15 protein-coding genes and 1 tRNA gene are annotated in these 14,619 nt (G+C 69.1%); 5 read left to right on the top strand and 11 right to left on the bottom strand.

What is annotated here, in order from left to right:
* Window positions 1–103: 103 nt before the first annotated feature.
* Entirely contained in the window at window positions 104–865 is a 762-nt protein-coding gene (locus ACWF82_RS16540; RefSeq protein WP_452501978.1) for a lysophospholipid acyltransferase family protein, read from the top strand.
* An 11-nt stretch (window positions 866–876) separates the two neighbouring features.
* On the opposite strand, the gene ACWF82_RS16535 is transcribed toward ACWF82_RS16540, so the two are convergent.
* Complete coding sequence (locus tag ACWF82_RS16535) at window positions 877–1,674, bottom strand: helix-turn-helix domain-containing protein (protein ID WP_452501976.1); 798 nt, start codon at window positions 1,672–1,674, stop codon at window positions 877–879.
* A gap of 85 nt (window positions 1,675–1,759) precedes the next feature.
* Here ACWF82_RS16535 and ACWF82_RS16530 point away from each other — a divergent pair, with 85 nt between their 5' ends.
* Window positions 1,760–2,626, top strand: coding sequence for an NAD(P)H-binding protein (locus ACWF82_RS16530; RefSeq protein ID WP_452501974.1), 867 nt, complete (start codon window positions 1,760–1,762; stop codon window positions 2,624–2,626).
* A 60-nt stretch (window positions 2,627–2,686) separates the two neighbouring features.
* Here the strand turns inward: ACWF82_RS16530 and ACWF82_RS16525 are convergent, their stop codons facing one another.
* On the bottom strand, window positions 2,687–3,109 hold the full coding sequence (locus tag ACWF82_RS16525) for a hypothetical protein (protein WP_452501972.1): 423 nt from the start codon (window positions 3,107–3,109) through the stop codon (window positions 2,687–2,689).
* A 239-nt stretch (window positions 3,110–3,348) separates the two neighbouring features.
* Between ACWF82_RS16525 and ACWF82_RS16520 the strand changes: the two genes are divergently transcribed.
* Window positions 3,349–3,424, top strand: a tRNA-Gly gene (locus ACWF82_RS16520).
* A 45-nt stretch (window positions 3,425–3,469) separates the two neighbouring features.
* Here ACWF82_RS16520 and ACWF82_RS16515 read toward each other — a convergent pair.
* Entirely contained in the window at window positions 3,470–4,900 is a 1,431-nt protein-coding gene (locus tag ACWF82_RS16515; protein WP_452501970.1) for a lipase maturation factor family protein, read from the bottom strand.
* 41 nt (window positions 4,901–4,941) lie between these two features.
* Entirely contained in the window at window positions 4,942–5,604 is a 663-nt protein-coding gene (locus tag ACWF82_RS16510) for a histone deacetylase (RefSeq protein WP_452501968.1), read from the bottom strand.
* A 106-nt stretch (window positions 5,605–5,710) separates the two neighbouring features.
* Between ACWF82_RS16510 and ACWF82_RS16505 the strand changes: the two genes are divergently transcribed.
* Window positions 5,711–6,331 (top strand): DUF6636 domain-containing protein, encoded by a 621-nt coding sequence (locus ACWF82_RS16505; protein ID WP_452501966.1) that lies wholly within the window; start codon window positions 5,711–5,713, stop codon window positions 6,329–6,331.
* A 57-nt stretch (window positions 6,332–6,388) separates the two neighbouring features.
* Here the strand turns inward: ACWF82_RS16505 and ACWF82_RS16500 are convergent, their stop codons facing one another.
* The 5 genes from ACWF82_RS16500 to ACWF82_RS16480 form a co-directional block, all read right to left on the bottom strand.
* A complete protein-coding gene (locus ACWF82_RS16500; protein ID WP_452501964.1) occupies window positions 6,389–8,644 on the bottom strand; it encodes a heavy metal translocating P-type ATPase in 2,256 nt (751 codons plus the stop codon).
* A gap of 58 nt (window positions 8,645–8,702) precedes the next feature.
* Window positions 8,703–9,638, bottom strand: coding sequence for a hypothetical protein (locus ACWF82_RS16495; protein ID WP_452501962.1), 936 nt, complete (start codon window positions 9,636–9,638; stop codon window positions 8,703–8,705).
* 20 nt (window positions 9,639–9,658) lie between these two features.
* The gene (locus tag ACWF82_RS16490; RefSeq protein WP_452501960.1) at window positions 9,659–9,898 is read right to left on the bottom strand and encodes a heavy-metal-associated domain-containing protein; all 240 of its coding nucleotides are present in this window, start codon (window positions 9,896–9,898) and stop codon (window positions 9,659–9,661) included.
* 19 nt (window positions 9,899–9,917) lie between these two features.
* Window positions 9,918–11,327, bottom strand: coding sequence for an MFS transporter (locus ACWF82_RS16485; RefSeq protein WP_452501958.1), 1,410 nt, complete (start codon window positions 11,325–11,327; stop codon window positions 9,918–9,920).
* Window positions 11,328–11,477: 150 nt separating this feature from the next.
* Entirely contained in the window at window positions 11,478–12,236 is a 759-nt protein-coding gene (locus ACWF82_RS16480) for a carboxymuconolactone decarboxylase family protein (protein ID WP_452501956.1), read from the bottom strand.
* Between the two features lie 121 nt (window positions 12,237–12,357).
* Between ACWF82_RS16480 and ACWF82_RS16475 the strand changes: the two genes are divergently transcribed.
* Complete coding sequence (locus ACWF82_RS16475; protein WP_452501954.1) at window positions 12,358–12,906, top strand: TetR/AcrR family transcriptional regulator; 549 nt, start codon at window positions 12,358–12,360, stop codon at window positions 12,904–12,906.
* Between the two features lie 136 nt (window positions 12,907–13,042).
* Here the strand turns inward: ACWF82_RS16475 and ACWF82_RS16470 are convergent, their stop codons facing one another.
* On the bottom strand, window positions 13,043–13,654 hold the full coding sequence (locus tag ACWF82_RS16470) for a sterol desaturase family protein (RefSeq protein ID WP_379306433.1): 612 nt from the start codon (window positions 13,652–13,654) through the stop codon (window positions 13,043–13,045).
* 138 nt (window positions 13,655–13,792) lie between these two features.
* Window positions 13,793–14,599 (bottom strand): FadR/GntR family transcriptional regulator, encoded by an 807-nt coding sequence (locus ACWF82_RS16465; protein WP_452501952.1) that lies wholly within the window; start codon window positions 14,597–14,599, stop codon window positions 13,793–13,795.
* Window positions 14,600–14,619 lie beyond the last annotated feature (20 nt).

The following is a 14,619-nucleotide window of genomic DNA, read 5'->3' as shown; positions in this document are numbered from 1 at the left end:
CCGGTGCGCGCGAAGCGAATTCGCCGAGCGCGGCAAACGCCGCGATCCGGCTGGGCGGTGTGCCCTGCCGGAAGCGGCGATCTGCGACTACGCTAGCTGAATTGTGGAACCCGTCTACCGGTCGATCATCGGCCTGGCCCGAACCGTCTTCTTCCTCGAAGGTCTGAAGTTCACCGTCAAGGGGGCGGAGAACATCCCCGCCTCCGGTGGTGCCGTGGTGGCGATCAACCACACCGGCTACATGGACTTCACCTACGCGGGACTGCCCGCCCGCACACCTGGTCGCTACATCAGGTTCATGGCCAAGCAGGAGGTGTTCGACAACAACATCTCCGGCCCGATCATGCGCGTTCTCAAGCACATCCCGGTCGACCGCACCGCGGGCGCCGACTCCTACAAGTCCGCGGTGAAATACCTGCGCGGCGGCGAACTCGTCGGCGTCTACCCCGAGGCGACGATCAGCCGCAGCTTCGAGATCAAGGAGTTCAAGTCCGGCGCGGCCAGGATGGCGCTGGAAGCCGATGTCCCGATCATCCCGATCGTCATCTGGGGCGCCCAGCGCGTCTGGACCAAGGGCTTCCCCAAGCGCCTCGGCCGCACCAACACCCCCATCTCGATCGCCGTCGGCACTCCCATCCAGCCCTACGAACCCGCCGCCGACCTCACCGCCGAGCTCCGCACCACCATGCAGCGCCTACTAGCCGACCTGCAGGAATCCTACGAACACGAGCCCGGCGCCTACTGGGTTCCGCGCCGCCTCGGCGGCAGCGCCCCGACCCTGGAAGAGGCCACCGCCCTCGACGACGCCGAGGCCGCCGAACGCCTCGCCCGCAAGGCGGAAAAAGCCCAGGACGACAAAGAATGAGGTGAGCTGGATCAGCTCGGCACCCGGCACCTGCTCGGCGCGGGCAGCTTGCCGTCCAGATAGGCGCCGGGTGGTACGCCCATCAGCGCACGGAAGTCGGCGGTGAGGTGGGACTGGTCGTAGTAGCCGGAGTCGGCCGCCAGGTGGGACCACGGTGTGTTGCCCGCGTAGGCGAGGACGCGGCGGATGCGGTCGATGCGGGCGAAGTGCTTGGGGGACAGGCCGACTCCGCTGGCGAACAGGATGCGCAGCTGGCGTTCGCTGACGGCGAGCCGGGCGGCGAGATCGGGGATCGCGGGTGCATCCTCGGTGGTGAGTGCCGAGATGGCTTCGCGCAGCACGATGCGATGCGCGCGGTCGGTACGGGATTCGGAGACTTGATGCGGGAGAACGTCTTCCAGGTAGGTGATCGCCTCGTCGGCGGGCAGCTGGGTCAGTTCGCTCGCGGCTGAGCTCAGCGGTCCCGGCAGGTCGTCGAGCCGCACGACCCGGTCGGTGAGCTCACCCGCGGCCACACCGAGCAGCTGACGGGTCACCCCGGGCGCCAGACGCAACCGCACGCACCCGGCGGGTTCGTCGGCCCGGGAGTACGACGCCTTCGTCTGCGCGCCGACGACGAAAGCCGCTCTCCTGCCCGACTGTTCGGTGCGCAGCACCACCGTCGTCGATGCCACCGGCGGATGGGCGAACGGCTGGGTGATGTCGTCGTAGACGGGCGTACTGGTCAGCTCGGTGAGCCACGGCCGCAGGGATTCCGGCGTCGGTACCGGTGTCTCGAGCTGTGCCGAGGTCAGATACTGCGTGCTCACGTGGTCAACAGTAGGTGCCGCGGCCCGGTTTGTCTGTGCCGGTTTTTCCTATAGCCGCAGGCAGGGGAGTCGCCATGCTCGTCACATGTTCCTGATCACCGGTGCGACAGGCACCATCGGCAGCGCCATCGTCCGTCAGCTCGTCGCCGAGGGCAAGTCCGTCCGGGCAGCCACCCGCGACCCGGATAACGCGGCGTTTCCCGCCGGCGTCGAGGTGGTCCGCGTGGACTACCGCGAGCCGGACACCTTCGCCCCCGCGATGACGGGCATCGAGGCCGCGTTCCTCAACGGCCTCCCCGGCCCCGACGACACCGGCGTCGACGCCGCACTCGTCGAGGCGGCCCGCGCCGCCGGTGTCCGCCGGGTCGTGAAACTCTCCGCCGTCGGCACCGGCGACCCCCGCCTCGGCACCCCGGGCTCCTGGCACGTCCCCGGTGAGGAAGCCGTGCGGAACTCCGGCCTGGAGTGGACGATCCTGCGCCCCAACACCTTCGCGTCCAACACCTTCAGCTGGATCGAACCGCTGACCACCGGTTCCCCGGTACCGAACCTCACCGGCGACGGCAGACAGGCGGTGGTCGACCCCCGCGATGTCGCCGAAGTCGCCATCGCCGCCCTGCGCACCGGCGCGCACCACGGCCGGACCTACACCCTCACCGGCCCCACCCTGCAGACCGGCCGCGACCAGGCCGCCGTCCTCGCCGAGATCATCGGCCGCCCGATCCCCGTCACCGATATCGCCGCAGCCGACGCCCGCGCCTTCCTGACGTCGGCGGGCCTCCCACCCGCCTTCGTCGACGGCGCCCTGATCGGCCAGACCTTCATCCGCGACGGCCACAACGAGCTGGTCTCCGGCGACATCGCCGAGGTACTGGGCCGCCCGCCCCGCAGCTACGCCGAGTGGGCCGCCGACCACCGCGCCGCCTTCGAATCGGTCGTCACCGCGGGGTAGCACCGACCTTCGCGGCCGGTGCACGGCCCGGAGCGACGCAGCTCCGGGCCACATCCCCGATCAGTTCATGGTCAACACCCACGACCCGTTGCAGCCCTTACGGTTGTTCAGGTCGTCGTCGTAGACCCAGTTGAACACGATCGGCGGGTTCGTCCGGACGTTCCAGCGGCCGGACGGCGAGGTCACCACCTTGCCGTTGCGGGTGAGCACGCCCACCTCGTCGTGGGAGAACGTCCACTTGCCCTTGCTGGTCGGGTAGTTCAACCGCAGCGTCACCGTGCGGCCCGTGTGGTTCTGGACCACCAGGCACGACCCCGGGTTGTTCCGGTCGATCGCGTACTCGCCGTACTCGCCCTCCTCCACGTTCTCGCCGCTGTCGGTGTACTCCACCGCGTCGGTGAAGTCGGCGTGCGCCGGACCGGCCCCCATGATGGTCACGGTGGTCACAGCGACACCCGCCGCTATCAGCCCCAGAGTCTTCATCCCGCTCCTCCTGTAGTGCCGGCGGTGTCTGCCGGCCCACGAAAGAGCTTTCCGGGCAAGGGCTTCCGATTCCTTGTCGCGCGCTTAACGCACAACTCACCGACGGCGGGTTCCTGTAGAGCTCACCGCGGCTGTCGAACAGCTGTGCGCACGGATTTCGTTTTTCCGGGAACACGCGCTAAAGTTTCTTCTCGCACGCCGAAGCCCCCGGGAACCCTGGATCGGGCCTCGAACTGCACGCGGATGTAGCGCAGCTGGTAGCGCATCACCTTGCCAAGGTGAGGGTCGCGAGTTCGAATCTCGTCATCCGCTCCACGAAAAGCCCGGCCGACACCATGTCGAGCCGGGCTTTTCCGGTTGTCAGCGCCGGGCGATCCGCTCGAGCGTCAGTGGCGGCAGGAATTCGCCGATCAGGGTGCGGCGCCACCATATTCGCTCACCGAACAGTTCACGGGGCGTGCTGAAGTGGTACTCGTACAGTCGGGCGCGCAGATAGTGCGGCGGTGCGTCGGGGAACGGGCAGTGCCGTACCAGCCGCAGCGTGTCGGGGTCGTTGCAGAGCAATCGCGCGGCCAGCGGCAGCGCCCACGACCGCGCATACGACGGTGACAGCGCGGCGAACCACATCAGCCAGTCCAGCCGCAGGTGATACGGCGCCCATTGTCCGGGGCGATGCCGGGGGTCACCCGGTTTGCCCTTGAACTCGTACTCGCGCCACACCGTGTCCGCGGTGAGGTGGGTGTCGTCGGTGCCCTCGATCACGATCTCCTCGCGCACCCGGGTGATGCTCCCGAAGGCGCCATAGGTGTTGACCAGGTGCAACGGGTCGAACGAGGCGTTCATGGCCTGACGCGACGACAGCAGGTTGTCGATCGGCCAGAAGCTCAGCACGGTGACCATCGCGACGTAGGCGAGCACCGCCCCGATGAACCACGCCGGTGGCGCGGGCACCGGGGGCGCGTCGGGCAGCACGGGGTAGGTCCGCGCGTCGACGGCGGTGGTGGCGAGCAGCAGCGTCACCCAGTTCAGCCAGGCGAAATTGCCGGAGAACACCAGCCACAGCTGAGTGACGATGATGAGGCAGGCGGCCACGCTCGCCACCGGCTGCGGCATGAACAACCCGAACGGCACGACGAGCTGGGCGAAATGATTGGCCGCGACCTCCACCCGGTGCAGCGGTCGGGGCAGATGGTGGAAGAACCAGCTCAGCGGACCCGGCATCGGCTGGGTCTCGTGGTGGTAATACAGGCAGGTCAGATCACGCCAGCACCGATCGCCGCGCATCTTGATCAGCCCGGCGCCGAACTCGACCCGGAACAGCAGCCAGCGCGCGGCGAACAGCACGAGCAGCGGCGGCGCGACGGTGTCGTTGCCCAGGAAGATCGCCAGAAACCCCGCCTCGAGCAGCAGCGATTCCCAGCCGAAGGAGTACCACGTCTGCCCCACATTGACGATCGACAGATACAGCACCCACAGCACCAACCACAGCAGCATCGACGCCCACAGCGGCACCAGATCCGCGGCCCCCACCGCGACCGCCACCGCCAGCGCCGCCCCCGACCAGGCCAGGACGGCGAAGAACCGATCGGAGTAGTGCAGGTGGAACAGGCTCGGTGACCGGCGGAACGGGGTCCGCGCCAAATAGCGCGGGATCGGCAGCATTCCGCGCTCGCCGAGGAGCGCGCGGAACTGCAGCACCGCGGCCAGGAACGCGAGCGCGTAGACCACCGCCAGGCCACGCTGGAAAATCAGCCTGCCCTGCCAGTACTCCGGTGCCGGGAACCACTCCATGCACCCGCTCCTGGACGCGTCGAATTCCCCAGTTCGATTGTCTACCCGAGTGGCCGTTGCGCGAAACGGTCCCCGGTCAGCGCGCGGCGCAGTTCGCGAGGGTCCCAGTTCCCGGCGATACCGGGTCGCACCCGCAGATAGTCGACGATGCGGTCGGTGTCCCAGCCGTGTGATTCGCGCAGACCCGCCCCGATCATGGCTAGGTAGCGAGCCGACGGACGTCGCAACACAACGGTTTCCGGGTCCCACGGCGCGGTGAAGACCAGGATCGGGATGCCGTCTCTGGTGCCCGCGTGCAGCACTGTCTCGTAGCGGCCGGACCCGAGCCGCAGCACGCCCGCGGCGAGCACCCGCGGCAGGTCGAAGCTCGCACCGGGCGTCCGGTACATCTCCTGGGCCAGCAGGTCGGCGAACTGGCCGACGGTGATCAGGTACCCGCGGGCCGCGGCGCCGGTCGGCCATCCGGGCGCTGGGTGCTCGGCGTAGAACGCGACGCCGCCGGTCCATACCGGGCTCTGCCAGGCGAAATACAGGCTCCCCGGCAGCGTGATGGCGGCGACGGCGGCCGGTGCGGTGCGGTCGACGAATCCCGGATAGGTGTGCCCGGTCCCCGGTGGCGTGCCGCCGATGCGGTAGTAGTCGAACCGCGCGGCATGCATGTTGGAGCCGTAGGCGGCGTACCAGACGTGCGGAGCTGTGGACACGGGCTCACCTCGGGCAGGTCACGGTTCCGTGAGCGCGGGAAACGACATCGCTCGTACTACCGATTGTTCCTTCGACGGGTCGGGAGAACACAGAGGGGGACAGATCATGAGATCAGCAATCGTGGTGGCCGCGCTGGCCGCGCTCGCCGGGGGGCTCGCCGCCTGTGACAGCTCCGACAGCCCGGCCTCGGGCGGACAGGTGAGCGTCAGCCGGCCCGCCGGTGCCCCTGGCACCGAACCGGCGGTCGTGCCCGGTTCCACGGATCCGACGCCTGCCCCCGGTCCCGGCCCCAGCCCGACCGGCCTACCCTCCCGGAACGACGCCACCGTCGACGCCCGCGACTACCAGCAGCGCGACAGCTACTACTTCCAGTCGCCCACCGGCAACATCATGTGCGGGATCGTCAGTCAGAGCACGCTCGGTGTCGGCTGCCAGCTGGGCCACGCGAATGTCATCCCGCCCCAGCTCCCCGACTGCACCGACGCCCCCAACCGCAAGGTCGCCGTCCACGTCTACGGCAGCAAAGCCGAATTCCTGTGCACCAGCCAGGGCATCTTCGTCGGCGAACCAGTCGACGGTTCGCGCAAGGGCGGCGGCAAGATCCTGAACTACGGCGACACCATCGTCGTCCTCGGCGCCGCCTGCACCTCCACCCCGCAAGGCATGCGCTGCGACGCGGGCGGCCACGGCTTCCTGATCTCCGCCGACAGCCAGTCGCTGTTCTGACGGGTACGTGAAACGGGCGGGGCGGCAATAGTATTGCCGCCCCGCCCGGTCAATGGCCTACTGTGCCGTCGACTTGAACCGGCGCAGGCGCAGGCTGTTGCTCACCACGAATACCGAGCTGAAGGCCATGGCGGCGCCGGCCAGCATCGGGTTGAGCAGGCCAGCCATGGCCAGCGGGATGGCGGCCACGTTGTAGGCGAAGGCCCAGAACAGGTTGCCCTTGATCGTGGCCAGGGTGCGGCGGGACAGGCGGATGGCGTCGGCGGCGGCGCGCAGGTCGCCGCGGACCAGGGTCAGGTCGCTGGCCTCGATGGCGACATCGGTGCCGGTGCCCATCGACAGGCCGAGGTCGGCCTGGGCCAGGGCGGCCGCGTCGTTGACGCCGTCACCGACCATGGCGACGACCTTGCCCTCGGCCTGCAGCCGCTTGACCGTGTCGACCTTGTCCTGCGGCAGCACCTCGGCGATGACCTCGTCGATGCCGACCTCGTCACCGATGGCGCGGGCCGCGCGGGCATTGTCACCGGTGAGCAGGATCGGAGTCAGGCCGAGCGCGCGGAACTGCGAGATCGCCTGTGCCGAGGTCGGTTTCACCGCATCGGCGACAACAAGCACGCCACGTGCCTGCCCGTCCCAGCCGATCGCGACCGCGGTCTTGCCCGCCGACTCCGCTTCCGCCATGGCGGCTTCCAGCTTGTCGTCGAGCGCCTGCGACCAGTCGGCCAGCAGCTTCGCCCGGCCCACGATCACCGCGTGCCCGTCGACGACACCCTGCACACCGAGACCTTCGACATTGGCGAAGCCCTCCACCGGCGGCAGCGTGCCGATCTCGTCCCTGGCGCCCTTGGCGATCGCCTGCGCGATCGGGTGCTCCGACGAATCCTCCAGCGCACCGGCCAGTTCCAGCACCCGGCTGCCGATCTCGCCCTCGGCGGGGATCACGTCGAGCAGGGTCATCTTGCCGGTGGTGACGGTGCCGGTCTTGTCCAGCACGATGGTGTCGACCTTGCGAGTCGATTCCAGCACCTCGGGACCCTTGATCAGGATGCCGAGCTGGGCGCCGCGCCCGGTGCCGACCATCAGCGCGGTCGGGGTGGCCAGGCCGAGGGCGCACGGGCAGGCGATGATCAGCACCGCGACACCCGCGGTGAACGCCGCCGCGATCGCGCCGCCCGTGCCGAGCCAGAAGCCCAGCGTGGCGACGGCCAGCGCGATGACGATCGGCACGAAGATGCCGGAGATCTTGTCGGCCAGCCGCTGGGCCCGCGCCTTGCCGGTCTGCGCGTCCTCGACCAGCTGCGCCATCTGGGCGAGCTGGGTGTCGGCGCCGATCCTGGTGGCACGCACCAGGAGTCGTCCGCCGACATTGACGGTCGCGCCGGTGACGACGTCGTCGACACCGACCTCAACCGGCACCGATTCGCCGGTGAGCATCGAGGCGTCGACGGCCGAGGAACCCTCGGTCACCACGCCGTCGGTGGCGATCTTCTCGCCCGGCCGCACGACGAACTCGTCACCGACGGCCAGCTGCTCCACCGGAATTCGCGTCTCGACCCCGTCGCGGACCACCGCGACATCCTTGGCGCCCAGCTCGAGCAGCGCCCGCAGCGCCGCGCCGGCCCGCCGCTTGGAGCGGGCCTCGAAGTAGCGTCCGGCCAGGATGAACGTGGTGACGCCCGCCGCGGCCTCCAGGTAGATGCTGCCGGTGCCGTCCATCCGCGCGATGGTGAATTCGAACGGGTGCGTCATCCCCGGCGTGCCGGCGGTACCCCAGAACAGGGCGTACAGCGACCAGCCGAAGGCGGCGAGCACGCCGATCGACACCAGCGTGTCCATGGTGGCGGTGGCGTGCTTCAGGTTGGTCAACGCCGCCTTGTGGAAGGGCAGCGCGCCCCACACCACGACCGGCGCCGCCAGCGTCAGCGAGAGCCACTGCCAGTTGGTGAACTGCAGCGCCGGGATCATCGCCATCGCGATGACCGGCACGGTGAGCACCAGCGAGACCAGCAGCCGCGTCCGCAGCGAGGCCGTCGGGTCCGGCTCGGCGGCCGTGTCCTCGGTGGGCTCGGGCTGCTTCGGCGCCGGCAGTGCCGCGGTGTAGCCTGCCTGCTCGACGGTGGCGATCAGTTCCTCGGGGGAGACGTCACCGGTGAAGTCGACCCTGGCCTTCTCGGTCGCGTAGTTGACCGTCGCGGTGACACCGTCGAGCTTGTTGAGCTTCTTCTCGATCCGGTTCGCGCAGGAAGCGCAGGTCATGCCACCGATCACCAGTTCGACCTGGCCGGTGCCCGGTGGTTTCGTCACGGTGGTCATGGGTGCTCCGTTTCGTTCCTGGTATCGATTCTTGCTGAGGGATTGCTGATGGGCTACGTCAGTGCCCGTGGCCAGGGGTGCCGTGCTCGGCCGGTGCGCTCGTCGGCGCGGGGTTGCTGACGCCGGTGGTGTCCGGCTGGGCGACCCGCACCGTGAACTCGGCCGTGCGCACCACGCCCTGGTGCTGGAAGTCGAGGAACAGGCGGTAGTCGCCCGCACTCGGCGCGTTCACCACGAAGTCGATGCCGGGTCCGGCGGGTGTGGTCCCGTCACCGGGCGTGCCTTCGGGATGAACGTGCAGGTAGGCGAGGTCGGCGGCCCGCAGGGCGACCAGGTGACCGTAGGCCCCGAGGTAGGGCTGCAGGTCGGTGACCGGCGTGCCGCCGCGGCTGACCGAGAGCGTGACCTTCGAGGCCGCACCCGGGGTCACGGTGCCGTTCAGGGCGACCGTGTACTCCCCGACCTGCGCGGTGGCCGCCGGGGCGGGCAGCGCCTGCACGTCGTAGTTACCCGCGACCCGCAGGTCGGCGCCGAGGGTCAGGTTCGACCCGCCCGCCGGGGTGAAGTCGGCGAAGACCCGGTAGTCACCGGCCCTGCTCAGGTTCAGCGGGACAGACCAGGTCCCGGCCGGGTCGAGCACCGGATGCACGTGCTGGAAACCGGCCATGTCCCGCCGGACCACGATCAGGTGCAGGTCCTTGTCGTGGCTGGTCTCGTACTTGGTGACCGGGGCGCCGGTGGCGTCGAGGATCCGGAAGGCGATCGGCGTCCGCGCCGCGGTCGTGGTGTTCGGCTTGTCCAGGGCCAGCGTGTAGCCCTGATCGGTGACCAGCAGGCCACCGGGCAGATCGGTGGACGGCGCCGCGCTCGCGTGTTCGCCGTGCCCGGCCGGTTCGGACGGTTCCGGACCGACCAGGGCGCCTGCGGCCAGAGCGATCCCGAAGACCGCCGCGAGGCCGAGGGTGAAACCGGCGAACTTGCCTGTTGCGTTCATCGGGATGCTCCGTTTCGGGTTCAGTCGGCGAGCTGGAAGCCGGCCGCGGTGACGGCGTCGGCGAGGGCGGTGCGGTCGGGTTCGGTGCCTTCGATGGTCACCGAGCCCGCGGCCAGGTCGACCTCGACGCCGGTGACGCCGGGCAGGGCGCCGACCTTGTCGCGCACCTTGTTGGTGCAGCAACCGCAGGTCATGCCGGTGACGGTGACAGTGGTGCGCATGGTGGTGTTCTCCTCGTCGTGGATCTCAATCATTACCATACCCCCCTAGGGTACGTTGTCAAACAGTGGCGTCGGCCATCGCCGGGGTGCGCATGACCGCCGCGGTGATGCCCGCGCCGGCCAGGGCAAGCAAGCCCGCGCCGAGGAAGGCCGCCGAGTACCCGTCGGTCAGTGCCGTCGGGTCGCCGAGTTCGCCCGCGCCGAATGCCGCGGCCACGGCCGTCATCGCGGCCAGGCCGAGCGCGGAACCCACCTGGTAGCTGACGTTGACGATGCCCGAGGCCAGGCCGCCCTCTTCCGGTCGCGCCGCCGAGATGGCGGTGCCGAGCGAGGGGATGAAGGCCAGCGACATGCCGCCCGCGGCCACCAGTGAGGCGGGCAGCACGTCGACCCAGAAGTTGCCGGTCGGCCGAACCAGCGACATGATCCCCAGGCCGAGACCGAGCACGATCAGGCCGGTGACGATCATCGGCTTGGCGCCGAAGCGCTGCATGGCCTTCGGGGCAAGCACCACCATGCCGAGCATGATCAGCGTGGTCATCGGCAGCAGCGCTGCGCCCGAGGGGAACGCGCTGTAACCGAGCACCTGCTGCAGGTACAGGTTGAGGAAGAACCACATCGGCACCCACGCGGCGGCCAGCGCGAACTGGGCGAAGTTGGCGGCGGCGAGATTCGGCGCGCGGAAGATGCTCAGCCGCATCAGCGGTTCGCCGCGGCGCGACTGGATGAAGACGAAACCGGCCAGCAGCGCGGCGGCCAGTGCCAGCACGCCCCACGTCTGACCCGAAGCCCAGCCCGCCTCCGGAGCCTGCACGATCGCGTACACCGCGGCCGCCAAACCGGCTGTCACCGTCACGGATCCGGCGATATCGATGGAACCCTTGCGTGCGGGAGCGGCGGGCATCAGCAGCGGGACAGCGATCAACGCGAGCACCGCGATCGGGATGTTGATGTAGAAAACCCAAGGCCAGCTGATGTATTCGGTGATCACGCCGCCGAGGAATACTCCCGCCGTACCGCCGGCCGGTGCCGCCGCGCCGTAGACGGCGAGTGCCTTGGTGAGCTCCTGCGGCGAGCCGCCGAACAGCATCATCAGCAGGGTGAGTGCCGACGGTGCGATCAATGCCGCGCCCGCGCCTTGGATCGCCCGGCCCGCCAGCTCGAGTCCGACATTGCCCGCGGCGCCCGCGATCACGGAGCCGACGGCGAGAACCAGCCAGCCCGCGCCGAATACCCGGCGCGCGCCGAGCAGGTCGGAGAGCCGCCCGCCGAGCAGGAGCAGACCGCCGAAGGCGATCACGTAGGCGTTGAACACCCAGGTCAGATTGCCGGGAGTGAAGCCGAGCTCGGCCTGCATCTTGGGCAGCGCGATCCCGATGATCGAGGTGTCCATGATGACCATGAATTGCGCTGCGGCGATCACCGCCAGCGCCCACCACTTCCTGGTGGATTGCGATTGCGTAGTCACGACTTTCGTCCTTTCGAGCGGAGTACGTCTCGTGCTCGATACCATACCCCCCTAGGGTATTAACCTGTCAAGACTCCGGCGGGAAAGGATTCGGATAGCCGAACGCCCGGCCCGCATCGTGGCGGACCGGGCGTACAGGGCTGTGCCGGATCAGGATTCGGGGCGATAGGTGATCAGCGCGACGGCGGGCGCCGACACCATCTGAACCTGTGCGCGCCCGTTGACGGAGATATGCGCGAAGCCGCCTTCGATGGCGACATGCGCGTTGTGCACCGTCGACGTCGGCTGCCCGTCGGCATCGGTCAGCGTGTAGCCGTCGACCAGCGCGACGGTGTCGGCGGCGCGCCATTTCGGGGACATCGCAGCCTCTTTCGCGGGCGTGGGAACGGGCGGAAAGTCCAGCTCAGGGCGTGCGACGTGGTTGAAGTAGTTCGACAGCACGTTCAATGCCACATGCCCGACGGCCTCGGCCAGCTCGCCGTCGCTGACGCCGCTGTTCCTGGCCTCGGCCAGCTGCTCGTCGCTCACCCGTCCGCCGGTGCGCAGCACCTCGCGCGCGAAGCGCAACACCCCTCCGGCATGCGGGTTGTCGGCGCCGCCCGCGCGCGTCGCCGCGATCGCCTCCGGGGTGAACCCCATCTTCGCGGCCCGCATCGTGTGCGCGGAGACGCAGTACTCGCAACCGTTGTCGCTCGCGATCAGCAGGGCCAGTCGCTCGCGGGTCTTCGCGCCGAGCTTGCCGGCGCTCAGCGCGTCCCGCAGGAGCAGATACCCCCGTAGGGTGGCCGGACTGTTCGCCATCGCGGCGTAGAGATTCGGCACCCGGCCCAGTTGCCGGTGCACCTCGGCGAGTAGTTCGCCCTGTTCGGTATCGGCGGCGTCGGCGGTGACGAGGGGAAGTCGGGACATCATGTGCTCCAGGGTTTGTCGATGACGGTACTGATCGGTACCGAATGAGGACGGTACCGATCGGTTCCACAGTTGTCGAGCAATTCGGTACCGATCGTTTCCGTTCTGGTACGGTGAGCGCATGGCGACACAGGCCAAGCAGCGGTTGCTCACGACCGCGGAAGAGTTGTTCTACGCCGAGGGTGTCCGCGCCGTCGGCATCGACCGGCTGCTCCAGGAGTCCGGCGTCGGCCGCGCCTCCTTCTACCGCCACTTCGCGAGCAAGGACGACCTCGTCGTCGCCGTCCTGGAGGACCGTGACCAGCGCTGGCTCGACTGGCTGCGCACCTCGGTCGAATCCGTCGACGATCCAGCGGCCCGCCCGCTGGCCGTCTTCACCGCCCTCGCGGAACGCTTCGCCCGCAACGACTTCCGTGGCTGCGCCTTCATCAACACCATGATCGAAATGGCCGATCCCAGCTCCCCTGCCCACCGGGTAGCCGACCGCCACAAACGCCGGGTCATCACCTACCTCACCGAACTCCTCACCGCCGCGGACCAACCCGACCCGGAAACTCTCGCCTCCGAACTGGCCCTGCTCATCGATGGCGCCATCGTCACCGCCGTCCGCGAGAACTCCCCGGCCGCCGCCGACCGCGCGGCCACCATCGCCGCCCGGCTGCTCGCCTGAGTGTCGGTGCGGGGCTGATCGCGGCTGGTGCCCGTCACACACAGCTGGAGTCGCTGCTCGACGGCGGCATCGAGCAGCGACTCGTGTGGGTCACCCGGTTGCGCGGCGCGTGCAGGTAGGCAACGCGGTGGCGTGGCTACTGCGCGTGCAGGTGACGGGCCGTCGGTGACGTGGGCACGGTCGCCGGGTCGGGGGCGGTGCCGAGCAGCCGGTCGGCCGTGCCGGAGGTGGTCACGGTGAACCAGTAGTGCTCGTTCTTGTAGTGGTGGTGGCGGTGGTTGCGCCAGATCGCCCGGTAGAGAGCGTGCTTGGGCTTGTAGTCGGTGTGGATGAGGTAGTGGGTCCACTCGTAGAGCAGGCCGAGGGTGGTGATCGTCAGCAGGAAGGTCAGGCCGAGGCCGAGGCGGGGGAAGGCCAGCAGGGCGATGGCGACCAGCGTGACGATGGTGAGCATCAGGGATTTGGGCGGGATGAACACCAAAGGGGTGTCGCGCGGATCCGTATGGTGCTCACGGTGTTTGCGCGCGAGCTCGCTGTCGATGGTGATCGGGCCGAGGTGGCGCGGCCGCCAGTGCAGCACTGTCACGTGGATGATCCACTCGGTCACCGGGAAGGTGGCGACGACGATCAGGGGGACAAGGGCGTCGGTGAGCCGCCAGTCGCCGACGGCGATGCGGGCCACCAGCGCGGCCACGAAAACCGCGGCGATCATCCAGGGCGACGGATGCCGGACGAACTCGCGCGCCATCTCGCGCAGCGTCGCGCCGCGACGGATCGCGCCCGTCGCGCGGCGTTGCCCGGTGTCGATCGGGGCGTCCCCTGCCGGGGCGGTCTCGTGCGACGTCGTTGTCGGACGGTCATTCTTCATGGTGATTCCTCTGGTGGATCACGCCCCGTCGAGGGCGTGAATGAGAGCGATGGTCGCCGGCCCGAGCAGCGCCCGGGCGGATTCGGCGGCCTTGTCCGGCTCGCCCGCGGCAATCGCGGCGGCCAGGTCTCGATACGCGCCACCATTGCCCACCTCGGCGGACATGATCGGCGCGAGCGCGGCCAGCGCGGGTTCGTAGGCGGCGCGCAGCATGGAATACATCAACCGGAACGCGATCGAATCGGCGAGATCGAGAACGTGATCCCAGAATTCGAGTGCGATCCGCTGCTGGCCAAGCGGGTCCTGTTCGGCGACAAGGGCATCCACGGATTCCCGCAGTAGCGCCAGTTCGCTGTCGATCGGCGCGGTGGCGTTCCGATTCTCGCCCAGGTCTTTCCGGCCGCTGCCGGGAGCGGAACCCGCGACGGCGTCGGTACCGAGCGATCGGGATCGCCGAACGCGCACGGCCGCGAGTTCGGCGATCTTCGGTCCGTTGTGCAGCCGCGCCTCGAGAATGCTGCGCGCCACGGCGGGATCGATGGTGTCACCCCGAAGCAGCAGCCGAGGCAACACTTCCAGCCCCGCACTCCGCCGATAGTCGAGCACCGTGGTGGCCTCACCCTGCCGCACCGACACCAGCCCCGCCGCGGCCAGCCGCTGCAACGCCTCCCGCACAGCAGGCCGCGAAACCCCCAGCGCCTCGGCCAACTGCCGCTCACTCGGCAACGTACTCCCCGCCACCAACTCCCCACCCAGCACCTCAGCGGCGATCTGCTCGAACACATCACCGGAAACCGAGCGCTTCACCACAGGAGTCCATGCCATGCCTCTGATACTGCGCCCAA

This window comes from Nocardia sp. NPDC055053 (assembly GCF_053608285.1).
The sequence above is the reverse complement of the archived record's forward strand: the minus strand, read 5'-3'. Positions and strand labels throughout refer to the sequence as shown.

Bases quoted from the DNA above. Each gene is read 5' to 3' on its own strand.
- ACWF82_RS16465 (WP_452501952.1), bottom strand. From the start codon at position 14,599: ATGGCATGGACTCCTGTGGTGAAGCGCTCGGTTTCCGGTGATGTGTTC.
- ACWF82_RS16470 (WP_379306433.1), bottom strand. From the start codon at position 13,654: ATGGCGCGCGAGTTCGTCCGGCATCCGTCGCCCTGGATGATCGCCGCG.
- ACWF82_RS16525 (WP_452501972.1), bottom strand. From the start codon at position 3,109: ATGAAGACTCTGGGGCTGATAGCGGCGGGTGTCGCTGTGACCACCGTG.
- ACWF82_RS16515 (WP_452501970.1), bottom strand. From the start codon at position 4,900: ATGGAGTGGTTCCCGGCACCGGAGTACTGGCAGGGCAGGCTGATTTTC.
- ACWF82_RS16530 (WP_452501974.1), top strand. From the start codon at position 1,760: ATGTTCCTGATCACCGGTGCGACAGGCACCATCGGCAGCGCCATCGTC.
- ACWF82_RS16495 (WP_452501962.1), bottom strand. From the start codon at position 9,638: ATGAACGCAACAGGCAAGTTCGCCGGTTTCACCCTCGGCCTCGCGGCG.
- ACWF82_RS16490 (WP_452501960.1), bottom strand. From the start codon at position 9,898: ATGGTAATGATTGAGATCCACGACGAGGAGAACACCACCATGCGCACC.
- ACWF82_RS16475 (WP_452501954.1), top strand. From the start codon at position 12,358: ATGGCGACACAGGCCAAGCAGCGGTTGCTCACGACCGCGGAAGAGTTG.
- ACWF82_RS16480 (WP_452501956.1), bottom strand. From the start codon at position 12,236: ATGTCCCGACTTCCCCTCGTCACCGCCGACGCCGCCGATACCGAACAG.
- ACWF82_RS16505 (WP_452501966.1), top strand. From the start codon at position 5,711: ATGAGATCAGCAATCGTGGTGGCCGCGCTGGCCGCGCTCGCCGGGGGG.
- ACWF82_RS16500 (WP_452501964.1), bottom strand. From the start codon at position 8,644: ATGACCACCGTGACGAAACCACCGGGCACCGGCCAGGTCGAACTGGTG.